The 14471-nt window shown below is 68.1% G+C and carries 13 protein-coding genes; 8 read left to right on the forward strand and 5 right to left on the reverse strand.

What is annotated here, in order from left to right; translation table 11 throughout:
• The first annotated feature begins 30 nt into the window (after nucleotides 1–30).
• The 6 genes from M5D76_RS04050 (at nucleotide 31) to M5D76_RS04075 (ending at nucleotide 7297) form a co-directional block, all read left to right on the forward strand.
• A complete protein-coding gene (locus M5D76_RS04050) occupies nucleotides 31–513 on the forward strand; it encodes a flavodoxin (RefSeq protein WP_248922101.1) in 483 nt (160 codons plus the stop codon).
• Nucleotides 514–515: 2 nt separating this feature from the next.
• Complete coding sequence (locus tag M5D76_RS04055) at nucleotides 516–767, forward strand: aldo/keto reductase (RefSeq protein ID WP_283102015.1); 252 nt, start codon at nucleotides 516–518, stop codon at nucleotides 765–767.
• Between the two features lie 14 nt (nucleotides 768–781).
• Complete coding sequence (locus M5D76_RS04060; RefSeq protein ID WP_248922102.1) at nucleotides 782–2095, forward strand: phosphatidylserine decarboxylase; 1314 nt, start codon at nucleotides 782–784, stop codon at nucleotides 2093–2095.
• Between the two features lie 220 nt (nucleotides 2096–2315).
• The gene (locus tag M5D76_RS04065) at nucleotides 2316–3557 is read left to right on the forward strand and encodes an ammonium transporter (RefSeq protein ID WP_248922103.1); all 1242 of its coding nucleotides are present in this window, start codon (nucleotides 2316–2318) and stop codon (nucleotides 3555–3557) included.
• Nucleotides 3558–3587: 30 nt separating this feature from the next.
• Nucleotides 3588–3938 carry a P-II family nitrogen regulator gene (locus tag M5D76_RS04070; protein WP_248922104.1) on the forward strand — a complete coding sequence of 117 codons (351 nt, stop codon included), beginning with the start codon at nucleotides 3588–3590 and terminating at the stop codon, nucleotides 3936–3938.
• 137 nt (nucleotides 3939–4075) lie between these two features.
• Nucleotides 4076–7297, forward strand: coding sequence for a hypothetical protein (locus M5D76_RS04075; protein ID WP_248922105.1), 3222 nt, complete (start codon nucleotides 4076–4078; stop codon nucleotides 7295–7297).
• Nucleotides 7298–7376: 79 nt separating this feature from the next.
• On the opposite strand, the gene M5D76_RS04080 is transcribed toward M5D76_RS04075, so the two are convergent.
• Nucleotides 7377–8015, reverse strand: a complete 639-nt coding sequence (locus M5D76_RS04080; RefSeq protein ID WP_248922106.1) for a haloacid dehalogenase-like hydrolase — start codon at nucleotides 8013–8015, stop codon at nucleotides 7377–7379.
• 196 nt (nucleotides 8016–8211) lie between these two features.
• Between M5D76_RS04080 and M5D76_RS04085 the strand changes: the two genes are divergently transcribed.
• Nucleotides 8212–8736 (forward strand): S-ribosylhomocysteine lyase, encoded by a 525-nt coding sequence (locus M5D76_RS04085; RefSeq protein WP_248922107.1) that lies wholly within the window; start codon nucleotides 8212–8214, stop codon nucleotides 8734–8736.
• Between the two features lie 111 nt (nucleotides 8737–8847).
• On the opposite strand, the gene M5D76_RS04090 is transcribed toward M5D76_RS04085, so the two are convergent.
• The 3 genes from M5D76_RS04090 to M5D76_RS04100 are packed head-to-tail and all read right to left on the reverse strand — an operon-like array spanning nucleotide 8848 to nucleotide 11512.
• Complete coding sequence (locus M5D76_RS04090; protein WP_248922108.1) at nucleotides 8848–9114, reverse strand: hypothetical protein; 267 nt, start codon at nucleotides 9112–9114, stop codon at nucleotides 8848–8850.
• A 30-nt stretch (nucleotides 9115–9144) separates the two neighbouring features.
• The gene (locus M5D76_RS04095; protein WP_248922109.1) at nucleotides 9145–10794 is read right to left on the reverse strand and encodes a hypothetical protein; all 1650 of its coding nucleotides are present in this window, start codon (nucleotides 10792–10794) and stop codon (nucleotides 9145–9147) included.
• Nucleotides 10787–11512 (reverse strand): ABC transporter ATP-binding protein, encoded by a 726-nt coding sequence (locus tag M5D76_RS04100; RefSeq protein ID WP_248922110.1) that lies wholly within the window; start codon nucleotides 11510–11512, stop codon nucleotides 10787–10789. The genes M5D76_RS04095 and M5D76_RS04100 overlap by 8 nt, the downstream gene beginning before the upstream one ends.
• Nucleotides 11513–11708: 196 nt before the next feature.
• On the opposite strand from M5D76_RS04100, the gene M5D76_RS04105 reads away from it, so the two are divergent.
• Nucleotides 11709–12530 (forward strand): mechanosensitive ion channel family protein, encoded by an 822-nt coding sequence (locus M5D76_RS04105; RefSeq protein ID WP_248922111.1) that lies wholly within the window; start codon nucleotides 11709–11711, stop codon nucleotides 12528–12530.
• Between the two features lie 37 nt (nucleotides 12531–12567).
• On the opposite strand, the gene M5D76_RS04110 is transcribed toward M5D76_RS04105, so the two are convergent.
• Nucleotides 12568–14430, reverse strand: a complete 1863-nt coding sequence (locus tag M5D76_RS04110; protein ID WP_248922112.1) for an elongator complex protein 3 — start codon at nucleotides 14428–14430, stop codon at nucleotides 12568–12570.
• Nucleotides 14431–14471 lie beyond the last annotated feature (41 nt).

Raw genomic sequence — 14471 nt, forward strand, 5'->3', positions numbered from 1 at the left:
GCGCGGCGCGACGGGACGAAGGGGGACGGCATGGGCAAGGCCTTGGTGGCGTACTTCTCGGCGAGCGGGACGACCGCGCGCGTGGCGGCGGACCTCGCGTCCGCGATCGGGGCGGACCTGTTCGAGATCGAGCCCGCCGAGCCCTACAGCGCGGCGGACCTCAGCTGGACCGACAAGGCCAGCCGCTCCTCGCGCGAGATGGCCGACGAGTCCTGCCGCCCCGCAATCGCCTCGACCGTCGCCGACCTGGCCGCCTACGACACGGTCTTCGTCGGCTTCCCCGTATGGTGGTACGTCGAGCCGCGCATCGTCGACACGTTCGTCGAGTCGTGCGACCTCGCGGGCAAGACCGTGGTCCCCTTCGCCACGAGCGGCGGCAGCGGCCTCGGCCGCGCCCCCATGCGCATGCAGAACCTCGCGCCCGCGGCGACGGTGCTCTCTGGCGGCCTCCTCAACGGCTCGCCCTCCGCAGACGAGCTCGCCCGCTGGGCCGAGCGCGCGCTCAGGGGCTAGCCATGCAGTACGCGCGCCTCGGCCGAAGCGACCTGACGGTCTCGCGCATCTGCCTGGGCTGCATGGGCTTTGGCGACCCGGCGGCGGGCCAGCACTCGTGGACCCTCGGCGAGGCCGACACCCGCGCGATCGTCTCCCGCGCGCTCGACGCCGGCATCAACTTCTTCGACACCGCCATCGCCTACCTCGAGGAGCCCTACGTGCCCCACGCCCTCGTGGGCGTGATGGCCCAGAACGTGCCGACCGCACCCTGAAGGGGGAGTACGCCATGAGGAAGACGCGCATCACGACCCTGTCCGTCACGCTCGCGCTTGCGCTCGCGGTTGCGCTTCCGCTCTCGTCGTGCGCGGCGCCGCCGGCGAGCGCGCCGGCGCCCGCGTCCCAGGAGTCTGGTCAGGCCCAGGCCGCCCACTCCACGGCCCGAGCCGACCTGGAGGCCATGCTCTCGCGCGACCCCTCGCTCAGGACCCTCCTGGAGAAGTCCATCGCGGCCGCCCACAAGGTCAACCCGAGCCACGACACCAACCCCGTCGACAGCGTGGACGCCCTTCTCGACTACGTCGACTGGCTCTGCACCTGCATGCCCTGGAACGTCCTGCGCGACGCGTCCTACCCGACGCTCTACGACTCGATCGACCAGAGCGTCGACTACATCTGGTTCATCTTCGACCAGCCCCTCGAGGAGCTCGAGGGCAAGGGCTACTACTATCCCACGCTGCAGTACCACGAGCCGATCTCGTCCTGGCTCAAGGAGTACTCCCAGCAGTGGGGCTCGTTCCTCTCGACGCCCGAGAGCTGGAACGACGAGTACTACCAGCGCATCAAGAACGACCCCACCATGAACATGCAGCGCGGCTGGTACGCCGACACCAACGTCTGGACCTCGTTCAACGACTGGTTCTCGCGCCGCCTTGTCGACCCCTCGGTGCGCCCGATAGCCGACGTCGCCGTGGTGGCCCCCGCCGACTCCAAGCCGCAGGGCGTCTGGTCCATCGACGAGAAGAGCCAGCTCGTCCAGAAGGAGGGCGTCAAGATCAAGTCGGCCAACTTCACGTCGATAGCGCAGCTCCTGGGCCCTGACACGGCCTATGCCGACGCCTTCGCCGGCGGCACGCTGACCCACACCTTCCTCGACGTGAACGACTACCACCGCTACCACTTCCCCGTGAGCGGCACCATCCGCGAGATCCGCAAGATTCCCGCCACCAACGGCGCGGGCGGCATCACGGTGTGGGACGCCTCCGCGGGCCGCTACGTCCTCGAGGACGCCATCCCCGGCTGGCAGATGATCGAGACCCGCGACTGCGTCATCATCGAGACCGACGCCCACGGCCTCGTGGCGGTGCTGCCCATCGGCATGTCGCAGATCTCCTCCTGCAACTGGGAGGAGGGGCTTGAGGTTGGCAAGCGAGTCGAGAAGGGCGACCCCATGGGCTACTTCCTCTTCGGCGGCAGCGACATCGTGATGGTGTTCCAGAGCGGCGTCAACGTCGACATGCGCGCGCCCGCGGCCGAGGGGACTGACGGCTACCAGCACGTCCTCATGGGCGAGGCCTACGCCGAGCTGACGCCGAGGGACTGAGGGGCCTGCCACCGCGGCGCACGCCCGGCGCAATCCGGACGTAACGCGGTGGTGCGCAAATGGGAACCGCTAGGCACGCAATCGTGAAACAAGCGGCCGATATCTTTTTCGACTAACGCGCGAACAGAGGCGCCCTCCTGCCGGCGGGAGGGCGCGCTGCGTCGCGCCCGCGATGCGCCGCGCATGACGCGGCGCCCCACCAGTCGGAAAGGAGACGGACGTGAACGCAAGCGACACGGGCTTCGTGCTCATATGCGCGGCATTCGTTCTGTTCATGACGCCGGGCCTCGCCTTCTTCTACGGCGGCCTCGGCAGGAGGAAGAACGTCGTCAACACGATCATGGGATCGTTCTTCATCATCGGCGTCGCCACCATCATGTGGATGGCGGTGGGCTTCTCGCTGTCCTTCGGCGCCGACCACGCCGGCGTCATCGGCGGCCTCGAGCACCTGTTCCTGGCGGGCGTCGGGCAGGAGCCCGGGCCCTATGCGGGCACGGTTCCCTACCTTGCCTTTGCCATGTTCCAGATGATGTTCGCCGTCATCACCCCCGCCCTCATCACGGGCGCCGTGGCGGGACGCATGCGCTTCAAGTCGCTCTTCGCGTTCGTGGTCCTGTGGACGCTCGTGGTCTACTACCCGATAGCGCACATGGTCTGGGGCGAGGGCGGCTGGCTCGCGGCGATCGGCTCGGTCGACTTCGCCGGCGGCAACGTCGTGCACATCAGCTCGGGCGTGAGCGCGCTCGTGCTCTGCCTCGTGCTCGGCCGTCGCGTCGAGTGGGGGCAGGCCACCTACCGCGTCCACAACATCCCGCTCGTGGCCATCGGCACGTCGCTGCTTCTGCTCGGCTGGCTCGGCTTCAACTCGGGCAGCGCCCTTGCCGCGGACGGCCTGGCCGCCCACGCCTTCGCCGCGAGCATCATCTCCGCGGCTGCCGCCGAGTGCACGTGGATGCTCATGGACGTCGCGACGGACGGGCGGCCGACCCTGGTCGGCGCCTGCACGGGCGTCGTGATCGGGCTCGTCGCCATCACGCCGGGCTGCGGGTTCGTGCCGCTCTGGGCGGCGCTCGTCATCGGCGCGCTCGCGAGCCCCATCTGCTTCCTCTGCGTCTCGCGACTGAAGCCCCTTCTCGGCTACGACGACGCCCTCGACGCCTTCGGCTGCCACGGCGTCGGCGGCATCTTCGGCGCGCTCTGCACCGGCATCTTCGCCTGCAAGGACGTAAACCCCGCCATCCGCTGGAACGGGCTCGCGTTCGGCGAGGTCGGGCTCTTCTCGGCGCAGGCGCTCTCGGTCGTCGTGACCATCGCGCTGGCCGTAGTGGGGACGCTTGCGTGCGTGTGCGTCGTGAGGCTGCTCGGCGACATGCGCGTCTCGGCGCGCGACGAGCGCGTCGGGCTCGACGTCACGCAGCACGGCGAGCGGGCCTACCCGTCGTTCAACGGACTCGATGACTAGCGCGACGCACGAGCGCGAAAGGAGGAGGGCATGATCAAGGTCGAGGCGATCGTCCGCGAGGAGGCGCTCGAGGACGTGAAGGAGGCGCTCATCGCGCAGGACATCCGCGGCATCACGGTGAGCCAGGTCATGGGCTGCGGCACGCAGATGGGCTACACGCAGATGGTGCGCGGCAGCAAGGTGAGCGCGACGCTCCTACCCAAGATCAAGTTCGAGATCGTCGTCTCCACGCCCGAGTGGGCCGACCGCGTCATCAGCGCGATCCAGCAATCGGCCTATTCCGGCCAGCCGGGTGACGGCAAGATCTTCTGCTACGAGATCGACCGGGCAATCCGCATCCGCACGGGCGAGCGGGGCATAGAGGCCATCACGCCAGCGTAGGAGACTCGCGCTCGTCGACCCTGGGTGCCGACTCGCCTACTGGTGACGTCATGTGGGTGTGAGCTCATTTAAAAATTAAATAAGTATGCCTGACCGCGCGTCGGCAACATCGCACGCATGCGTCGATCGGAGGGGCCATGACTGACGGACAGAGGCGCGAGAGGCCGAACGTCACCAAGGCGAGCGGACGCGAGGGGGAGGGCTCCCGTCACACCCTCACGCGCAGGGGCTTCCTGGGCGCAGGCGCCCTTGCGGGGCTTGCCGCGATGGCATGGCCGGCCGAGCGCGCCTGGGCATGGAGCTCGTGGACGAACGCGACCTCCGAGCAGCTCAAGAAGTACGGCATGGGCGACTGCATCCACGAGGACCTCGTGCAGATCGCCTACGCGCGCCTGATCAGCAGCCACAGGGCCGACGCGGAAGAGGCGGACCCCACCGAGTCTCTGTTGAGTCCCTGGTGCGGGACGATCAGGGACTCCGACAACCGCTACGCCGACGCTGCCGGCTGCGTCCTGGACATCGGCGAGGGGAAGACGTTTGCCGACGCCGCAGACCTCGCCAAGCGCATCTATCGCGAGAACCTTGCCTATCTGCGCATCGGCTCGTTCTGGAACGACGCCGCGGCCGACACGCTCGCAGACTTCGGCTACTCGTGCTTCTACGCCGAGAGCGTGCCCAAGTTCTCGGGGCCCGACCACTACACGGGCGCCTGGGACGTGGGCCAGCACATCTGGGAGACGAACGAGAAGAACAAGACGTACACGATCGGCGGCCTGGACGCGCTGGTCCAGTTCACGATGAACGACCGCAACAACTTCATCCACGGCATGCTCACCTCGACGGCCAGCCATGCCGCCCATCTCACGCAGGCTGAGATTAAGACGTTCGCGCTGCAGTGGCTCAGCGTCGCCTACGAGTACGCGCGCACCGGCGAGGTCAAGGCGACCGCGGACGTCCCGACGGTCGAGCAGGCGCAGAAGATCTTCAAGGGCTTCATCGACACGTACGGCCAGCTCGACGAGAGCGCCCATGGCATGCGCGTGTCGCTCAAGGCGAGCGACAGCGAGGCCTCGACCAAGCTCCCCGCGCGCCGGCTTCGCCTGCGCGCCCTCGGCATGATGTGCCACACCCTCGAGGACTTCTGGTGCCCCTCGCACACGATCCGCACCTACCGCGACGGCGACGGCGTGGCAAAGAACGCCATTCTCGCCTTCGGGAACTACAAGGTGCAGAACGGCAACAAGTCGCCGATGTCGGGATACCACATCCCCTTCGACCGCTATGCGATCTCCGACGTCAAGAACACCGTCAACTGGCGCGAGGCGCTCACGCGCGGGAACAATGGCGACTACCCGGGCACCGAGACGCTCGCGAAGGCGACCAACGACGCGATGGCCGCGGCGCTTGAGGGTGCGAACGACTGCTTCAACACGCTCGGCATGAACGAGGCCGTCGACTGCATCACGAAGCTGTTCGAGCACTTCTACGCGAACCACGAGTGGTCCGAGGTGCGCGCGTGGCTCGAGAGCGAGGTCATGGTCACGTACTTCGACGAGAAGGGCCAGTCATATGTGTGCGACGCGGGGCGTCGCAGCATGCACACGCCCACGTTCGTCATCTCGCCCATCAAGTCGCTCAAGCGCGCGTACTCCAAGGCGGGCATCTCGGCCAACTACAAGCAGGTCCTCGAGGCCGCGAACGCCGTGAACGCGTGGCAGCGCGGCGCGCACAAGTACTTCTCGGGCAACTACAACACCATCAAGAGCAAGTTCGTCGAGGCCGGACTCGAAGGGGAGTCGATCTGGGACGACGCAGAGGGCGAGAAGCGCCTGATTGCGCTCATCAACGGGATCTTTGAGGGCGTCGAGAGCCTCACCGACGAGGCGCGCGTGAGCTTCGTGGCGAACGTCGGCTGCAACGGTTGCCATGCCATGATCTCCATGCTCGCGAAGCTGCGCGGCATGCTGCAGGAGTTCAACATCGAGCTGCGGGGGTCGCTGCGGGGCGAGGACGACGAGATGCTTCGCAAGGTTGCGGCGCTCGTGGCGATCTTCGAGGCGGGCGCGAAGGGCAAGAAGCTGGCAACGTCCGCCGACGGCGGCGCGCAGGCTCTTCTCGGCATGGGCCTTGCCACGCAGGACGACGATGACGACGATGACGACGAGGACGAGACCTACGAGACCGCGAGCATGTTCGTGGAGAGCATGGTCAGCCTCGATGACGGCTCGTGCGTGATCGGCGTGCGCGACATGGACTCGCTGGAGACGAGCGTCATGACGGTGCCGGCGGACACGCCCGGGCGCGAGCGGCTCGACGAGGACGCGGGCAATCTGAGCATCACCTACGCGCTCGAGGGGACGACCGCCGACGACGCCGACTTCTCGTACGTGGCGAAGTCCATCGACTACGCGCAGGAGCGCAGCGACCTGCTGTTCGTGACGGGGTCGGTCGACGCGCTCGCCGCGGACGGGAAGGGGTTCACCCTCAGCGTCAGCGGGATGGCGAAGTACCCCATGTCGCTGGGGTCGAGCGGCCTGGCGCTGCCTGCCGTTGGCGCGCACCTCTGCGTCTGGTACACCGTGAGCGACGGGACGCTTCTGGTCGAGGGCATGGACGAGCTGGGGCTCCAGGGCGAGATGATCAAGGTCACCTACCCGGTCGACAAGGTGTACGGCTCGAGCATGCTCCTGCTCACGAACGCCGGCGACGCGGACGCCGATGACGGATACCGCGACTACATCCAGGTGGAGTACGGCCTTGCCGACCTGTTCGAGGTGCCGCGCGAGGGCGAAGAGGTCACCGTGTGCTACCACGATGAGGCCTATGGCGACACCGTTGGGCTCGACGAGCACTCGATGCTCGCGTCGGCGTTCGAGGCGGGCTTCAGGAGCGTGACGGAGCAGGTCGACGATGACGACGTGGACGGCTCGGCGGACGAGCCGGGCTACATCGAGCTGGGCGACGACTATGGCGAGCTCGACTATGGCAACGAGACGCTGCACGTGGCGAACTCGGTGGGCACGCCGGACGACCCACCCACGCCGGTGGACCCCGGCGGGAGCACGGACCCGGGCGACTCCGGCGACTCGGGAGACTCGGGAGACTCGGGTGACTCGGGAGATTCCGGCGACGGGGGAGACGGGGGAGACGCGGCCGGCGGCGGCTCGAAGGTCGACCCGGTGGCCGAGGCCGAGCGCGCGAAGCCGACGAGTGCCGGCGGCAAGATCGCGCAGACGGACGACCCGTCGATCGGCCTCGGGGCCGCAATTGCCGCAACCGCGGTGGCGGGTGCCGCCATCGCCGCGGGCTCGACGCTGCGTGGCGCCGACAGTGACGAGGGGGACGCGGAGCAAGAGTGACGCTCTTCTCGGCTGCTTGAAGTAGACGCGACGCCCGGTGCCTGAGGTGCCGGGCGTCTTTCGTGACGTTCCTTGCGCGCTAGGCGTCCTCGGTGAGGTGGATGTTCCAGCCGGTCTCGATCTCGCGGCGCACGCGCTCGGCCGTCCTGGGGTCGAGCTCGGGCCAGTCCTCGACGCGCGTGCCGCGGCGGGAGACGAGGTGGGCGCGCTCGGAGCAGAGCGCGAGCGGCGTGTCGGAGAGCGAGTCGGAGTAGAAGTTCTCGATCCTGGGGAAGCCCTGGTCGAAGATGTAGTGGGCCTTCTCGCGCGCGTACATGAGGTTGTCGACGAGGACGCCGAGCTCGCGGTCGTAGTCGGTCGCGGCGATCCTCACGCCCAGGCGGCGCGCGATGGGGGAGACGATGCAAAGCGGCGACGAGCTGAGGATCAGGTCGTCGTCTCGGCGCTGCTCGAGGTACCAGGGGACGATGCGGCGCTCGTTCGCGTCCCAGTAGCGCTCGACCTGCTCGTCGACGTCGTCGACCAGGGTGAGGTAGCGGAAGAGCTCGCGCTGCATGCGCACGTTGGGGATGCGGCCGAGCCTGTAGCGGACGAAGCTCCACACGACGCGCGGCACGTAGCGGAGGAGCAGCGAGGGATGGCGGCGGATGCACCAGAGGCCGAAGCCCACGGTGCAGTTGGTGGGGAAGATGGTTCCGTCGAAGTCGTATGCGTTCATGCGGCTTTGGGTCCCCCGTGCTCTTCTCGCGTGGTCGTGTGTCTAGTATACCTGCGGCTTGCCCGCATGCCTGCGCGCCGCCGCCGTCCTCTATAATGCCCACGAGGGACGGGCTGCGCCTCGAGGTCCGCATCGCGCGGGCGAGAAGAGCCTGGCCCATCCCCACAACCGCCACCCACACGAGAGGGAGTGCCCCATGGACCTCATCCCCAGCTTCACCGTCGACCACACCAGGGTCGTCCCCGGCGTCTTCACGAGTCGCGTCGACACCCTGGGCGACCAGGTCGTCACCACCTACGACGTGAGGGTCACGCGCCCCAACGCCGAGCCGTGCGTCGACGTGGCCGCCATGCACACCCTCGAGCACCTCATCGCGACCTACCTGCGAAACGACCCCGACTGGGCCGACGAGGTCATCTACTGGGGGCCGATGGGCTGCCTCACGGGCTTCTACCTGATCCTCAAGGGCGACCGCGCGCCGCGCGAGGTGCTCGACCTCGTGCTCGCGGCGTTCCGCTCGGTGGAGGGCGCGGACGAGGTGCCGGGCGCCACGGAGGAGAACTGCGGCAACTACCTGCTGCACAACCTCTGGCTCGCCAAGTGGCACGCACGCCGCTTCGCCGACTACCTCGAGGCGCACGCGGACGAGCCCCAGACCGTCGAGTACCCGCACTCCGAGCGGCTCGTGACCGACGACGGCCGGACGTTCTTCGACTCGTAGGACGCGGGCGCTAGGCGGCGCCGAGCCACAGGGGACATCCACAAAGATCGAGGGCGGCCCGCGGGTGCGGGCCGCCCTCGCTTCTGTCGAGCACGGTGGGGCGGGGTCTGGCTACTCCGTGTCCTGCCCGGAGTCGTCGCTCTTCTCGTCCTGCTTGGCCTCAGGCTCTTGCTCCCTGGCCTTCTCTGCGGGGTCCTTCCAGTTCATAGCCTGGAGGACGCCGCAGAACGCGGGGATCGCGACGTTCCAGATGGGCCTGAAGTTGAAGGCCTGGTGCCTCACGAAGGTGTCCATCAGGTAGTAGATCCCGTTGAAGATGACCAGGAAGCCGACGACGCAGATGATGAGGCGGACGGCGAAGTTCTTGGGATAGGGCATGGCGGTCCTTTCTGTCGGGGGCTGGCGTGCCTATTCGAATGACTCGAAGTTGCGTGCGGCGGCGGCCAGGAGCGCGCGGCCGAAGAAGATCGCGCACGCGACGCCCGCGACCATCACGACGGGCATGAAGACGTTGGGGTCAAGGCCGGTCAGGGGCGAGACGACAAGGGGCAGGGCCGCGAAGACGAGGCCCACGACCAGCGCGCGCAGCTCGCCTCCGCCGCCCTTGAGCGTCTTGGGGTTGAGCTCGCTGTCGTTGCCCCAGACGACGTTGGGGCGGCGGCTGTCGTTCCAGGCGCCCATGCAGACCATGAGCCAGGCGGCGGCCAGCGCGAGCACCACGCCCTCGGCGTAAACTATGGCGCTCACGTGCAGGCCCACGACGAGCACGTAGGCGCCGAATCCCATGAGGACGAGGGTGATCAGGGCGTTCACGACAAACGCCGGCACGATCTTGGCACGGATCTGGGTCCCCATGGGCACGGGCGCGTACTTCATGAAGAACCAGTTGGACCCCTCGCGCGAGAAGAGGGTCGCGGCGAGGCGGTTGCTCGAGGCGCTCAGCACCGCGAGGAAGATGAAGAGGCACAGGCCGAAGCCGGCGACGATGCCGGTCGCGTCGTCGAGGTGGGGGAGCTTCTCGAGCAGCGACATCGTCGAGTTGCCCATGAGCACGAAGGCTATCAGGACGGGCGTGACGAGGAGCGGGTAGGCCACGTAGTAGATGAGGATCGGCGTGTTGCGCACGATGCGCTTGACCTCGCAGGACATGAGCGCCTGGAAGGACGAGGACGCGGCCTTCCCGCCCTCTCCCGCGTACGCGGCCGCCTTGCCGGAGCCGGCGGTGAGCTGGGTCACGAGGCGCATGTAGAGGAAGCGCACGACGACGACGAAGACGGCGAAGGCCGCGAGCGAGGCCGCGCAGAAGAGGGCGCACGCGACCAGGTCGCCCGAGAGCGCGGCGACGGCGAGCTTGAAGGCAGGGAAGACGACGAGCGCGCCCTCGAGCGCGGCGTTGACGCTCGTGAGCATCTCGGCCGCACCGGGCTGCCCGTTGGTGCGCTGCGCGAGGAAGAAGGCGGCAAGCGACATGGCGATCGTGAGGATGGTCGTGAGCGTGGTGATGGCGTCCTTGTTGCGCAGGCGCTTGGAGGCGCTCGCGATCACGATCGAGATGGTGCCCGCGTAGGCCACGGGCGTGCAGGGCGCGAGCAGGACGACGAGGACCAGCGCGAGCCACCATGCGGGGCCAGCCCCGGCTCCGATGCCCCAGCCCACGAGCGGCCCGGCCACGAAGGCAAGCGTCCAGACGTAGGAGCTGGCGAGGGCCTGGAGCGCCTTGGAGATCGCGATGGCCAGAGGCGTCACGGGCAGCGGCAGCAGGTCGGTCGCGTCCGAGGTTGCAAAGAAGGAGCCGAGGATGTTGGGCAGCGAGAAGATGAAGGTCATGCACCCGCAGGCGATCAGCAGCGTCGAGAAGAGCATGGCGTCGAGGCCGAGGGCGCCCAAGAGCTCGTGCGCCTTGAAGCCGAACCAGCCAAGTCCCGCGAGCAGCGCGATGGCGATGATGAGCGTCCCGGAGATGGCGCCGCTCTTGCCCGTTCTCTTCTCGACCATGGCGCGTGCGCCGCCGATGGCCTGAAGGATCTCGACCTTCGTGAGGATGAGGACGCTATTCATGGTCGGTCATCTCCAGGAAGATCTGCTCGAGCGAGGAGCCGGGGTGGGCGGCCTTGAGCTCGTCGAGGGTGCCGTTCCAGACCATGCGGCCGCGGGCGATGATGCAGACGTTGTCGCAGAGGGCGTCGGCGGTTTCGAGGACGTGGGTCGAGAAGAGCACGGAGTTGCCGCGCGCCGCGTGCTCGCGCATCATCTCCTTCAGCTCGAAGGCGCCCTTGGGGTCGAGGCCGACCATGGGCTCGTCGAGGATCCAGACCTTGGGGTCGTGGATGAGGGCGCCCATGACGTGCACCTTCTGGCGCATGCCGTGGGAGTAGTCGGAGATGCGCGAGGAGAGGGCGTCGTAGATCTCGAAGCGCTTGGCGTATTTTTCGATGAAGGCCTGTCTCTTCTCGGCGGGGGTGCCATAGACGTCTGCCATGAAGGTGAGGTACTCGATGCCGGTGAGGCGCAGGAAGCGGTCCGGGTCGTCGGGGACGTAGCCGAACTGGCGCTTGGCCTCGAGCGCGTCGGTCGCGACGTCGTGGCCGTTGATGGCGATGGTGCCCTCGTCGGCGGCGTGCACGCAGCAGATCATCTTGAGCGTGGTCGACTTGCCCGCGCCGTTGGGGCCGAAGAAGCCGGTGATCTTGCCGTCCTCCACCGTCCAGGTGAGGTCGTCGACGGCCTTGACGCTCTTGCCGGCGTAGGTCTTGGAGACGTGGTTGAGCTCGATCATGGTGTGTCCTTCCGGCCCGGTGCCGCGCGCATGGCGTGACCGTGTGCTTCGTTGATTGGACAATCGTAGCAAACGGAGGGTGTCGCGACTCTGAACTCGCGTTCGCGGTGGCGTGTGCGGCATGCCGTATACTCACGGGCGGGGCCTCGTGCGGCGTCGTGCGGGGTCGAGGTGCGGTACCCGAGGGAGGGGTCACGTGAGCGAGCTCATCGACAAGGTTGGCGCGTCCGCGCAGGGCGGCATGATTCATACGATCGTGGTCGCGGTGGTGATCGTGGCCGTGACCGTGGTGCTCTCGAGCCTGGCGACCAGGCTCATCCGGAGGATCCTGCGCTCCGACGGCGTGCCTCTGCCCTCGTGCAGCATCCTGGTGAACATCGCGCGCGCGGCGATCTGGGTGATCGGCCTCTCGACGGTGCTGTCCGCCTGCTTTGGCGTGGACGTGAACGGACTGGTCGCCGCCATCGGCGTCGGCGGCATCGCGATCTCGCTCGGCCTGCAGGACACGATGAAGAACTTCATCGGCGGGCTGCAGGTCACGCTCATGAAGATCGTGAAGCCGGGCGACCACATCCAGGTGGGGACGACCGACGGCATCGTGCAGGACGTGACGTGGCGCCAGACGACGGTGCTGGACTACGAGCACAACCTGCACCTCATCCCGAACGCGATCATGAGCTCGGCCGAGGTCGTGAAGGTCGAGCCGGCCCTGATCGTGAGCACGACCGTGGTGCTCAACAACGACGGGCGCGACCTCGCGAAGACGTTCCGCACGATGGAGCTGCTCGCAAAGGACGCCGTCGAGCGCCTTGCGCCGCTCGAGCGCGACCCGTGGATGCTCGCGACGCAGATCGGCGAGTACGGCGTGTGGGCCAAGCTGCGGTTCGTGCTGAAGGACGCCACGCACGCGCGCGAGGCCAGGGACGCGGCTCTTCTCGCCATCGCGCCGTACACCAGAAACGACGCGAGCGAGCTCGCGGTCGACGGCGAGGCTGAGGAAGCCGAGGGCCAAGAGTAGGGGCATGGCCCGCGTGCGGTCTCGGCCGCGGACGGGGCTAGGAGGCGTCGTCTGCGAGGACCGCGGTCTGGTAGAGGCCTGTGTCGGAAAAGCCGAGGCGGCGGTAGTAGGCGCGCGTGCCGACGGAGCTGATCACGTGGAGGCGCTCGTAGCCGGCGTCTGTCGCGATCTGGCGGGCGCGCTCGACGAGGCGTCGGCCGAGCCCCTGGTGCTGGGCGGCGCTGTCGCTCCTCCCGAGGTGGGCGGCGAGGCCGTAGACGTGCACCTCTCGGATCATGGCGTCGCCGGGGCGCGTGGGAAGCGCGGCTGCGTCGATCGAGCAGGCGTCTGAGGCGATGACGTCCCAGCGCGGCAGCGAGAGGCGCAGGAAGGCGACGATCTGCCCCTCTGGCGTGACCCACTGCAGGAAGCGCTCGCGCGTGACGGTCGTGTCGAAGGCGACCTCGTCGAGGGTGAGGGTCGCGAGGTCGACCGCGCCCTGGTTGATCTCGCGGAAGCGTATGTCGCGCACCTGGGGCGCGAGGCCGGACTTCCCGATGCGGGCCTCGACGAGCTGGCGCAGGTTGGCCTGCTTGTTCCCGACGAGGATGTCGCCGGCGGAGATGTCGCGCACCATGCGCGAGATGCGCGTGTAGGGCGGCGTGGCCATGGTGTCGCTCACGAGTACGTCGAGCAGCTCCTCCTGCGTGTAGGGGCGCCAGGCGCCCTGCTCGTGGAGGTCGACGAGGCGCGTGCCCCAGACGAGCGAGCAGGGGTAGAGCTTGATCTCATCGGCGAGGAAGCGCGGGTCCTCGACGAAGGTGCGGAAGTCCTCCTTGTCGGCCTCGGGCGTCGAGGTGGGCAGGTTGGCCATGAGGTGCGCGTGGATCTTGAAGCCGAAGAGGCGCGTCAGGGCGAGGGCGCGGACGACCTGGCCGACGTCGGTCCTGCGGCCGCAGGCGTCGAGCACTTCCTGGCGGGTGGACTGGACGCCCATCTGCACCTTGGTGCAGCCGAGGCGGCGAAGCAGCGTGAGGCTCTCGGGCGTGATGCGGTCGGGGCGGGTCTCGATGACGAGGCCGACCACGCGGTGGGCGGCGGTCTCGTTTCGCCTGTGCTCGGCCTCGAGCTCGTCCATGGTGGCGTGCATGATGGAGGTGGCCCGAGCCCAGGGCGCGTCCGCGTCTGTCGCGCCGTAGATGCGGCGGACGGCGTCGTTGTAGCTCATGGCGCCGCTCGAGACCAGGCGCTGCTCTTCTCGGCAGCGGAAGGCGAGTTCGTCGGGGTCTGCGGAGAGGCCGCAGCGGCGGTAGTGTGCCCGGCGCTCGCGCTCGCCCTCGCTCGTGTCGCCCCAGTCGTTGAGGGCGCGGAAGAGCTCGCGGACGAACCAGAGCTGGTAGGGCACGTCGTAGTCGCTCCAGGTGCCGCCGAGGACGATGAGCTCGACCTTGTCGGTCGCGTGGCCCATCTGGTCGAGCGCGCGCAAGCGGCAGGTCACCTGCAGGTAGGGGTCGAAGAAGGCGCGCTCGGCGCGCTGGCACGCGGGCTCGTTGGCGAGGTAGCTCTTGGGCATTCGCACGTCGCAGGGGCAGAAGACGCAGTTGCTCGAGCAGGGGTGCGGGCGGGTGATGACCGTGATGGTCGCCACGCCCGACGCCGTGCGGCGAGGCTTCATGCGAAGGGTGGCGAAGAGGCGTCGCTCGAGGGCGTCGTCGACCTGCCATGAGGCCCACCTCTCTGGCTGCGTCTCGCGTATGTGCAGGTAGAAGGGGAGGATGCGCTTCTTCGCGAGGTGGCGCGCGTTGTCTTTGATGCCGCGGTTGTGGGCGCGCACGAGGCGCTCGACCTCGACGGGGGCGAGCGCGTCGGCGTCCGGCCTCTCGCGCAGGCGGGCCAGTATGTCGAGCAGCAGGGATTCCATAGGCGACCATTATACGCACCGCGCGTGGTGCGGCCGTTGTG

The organism is Olsenella intestinalis (assembly GCF_023276655.1).
GTDB classification, from domain to species: domain Bacteria; phylum Actinomycetota; class Coriobacteriia; order Coriobacteriales; family Atopobiaceae; genus Olsenella_J; species Olsenella_J intestinalis.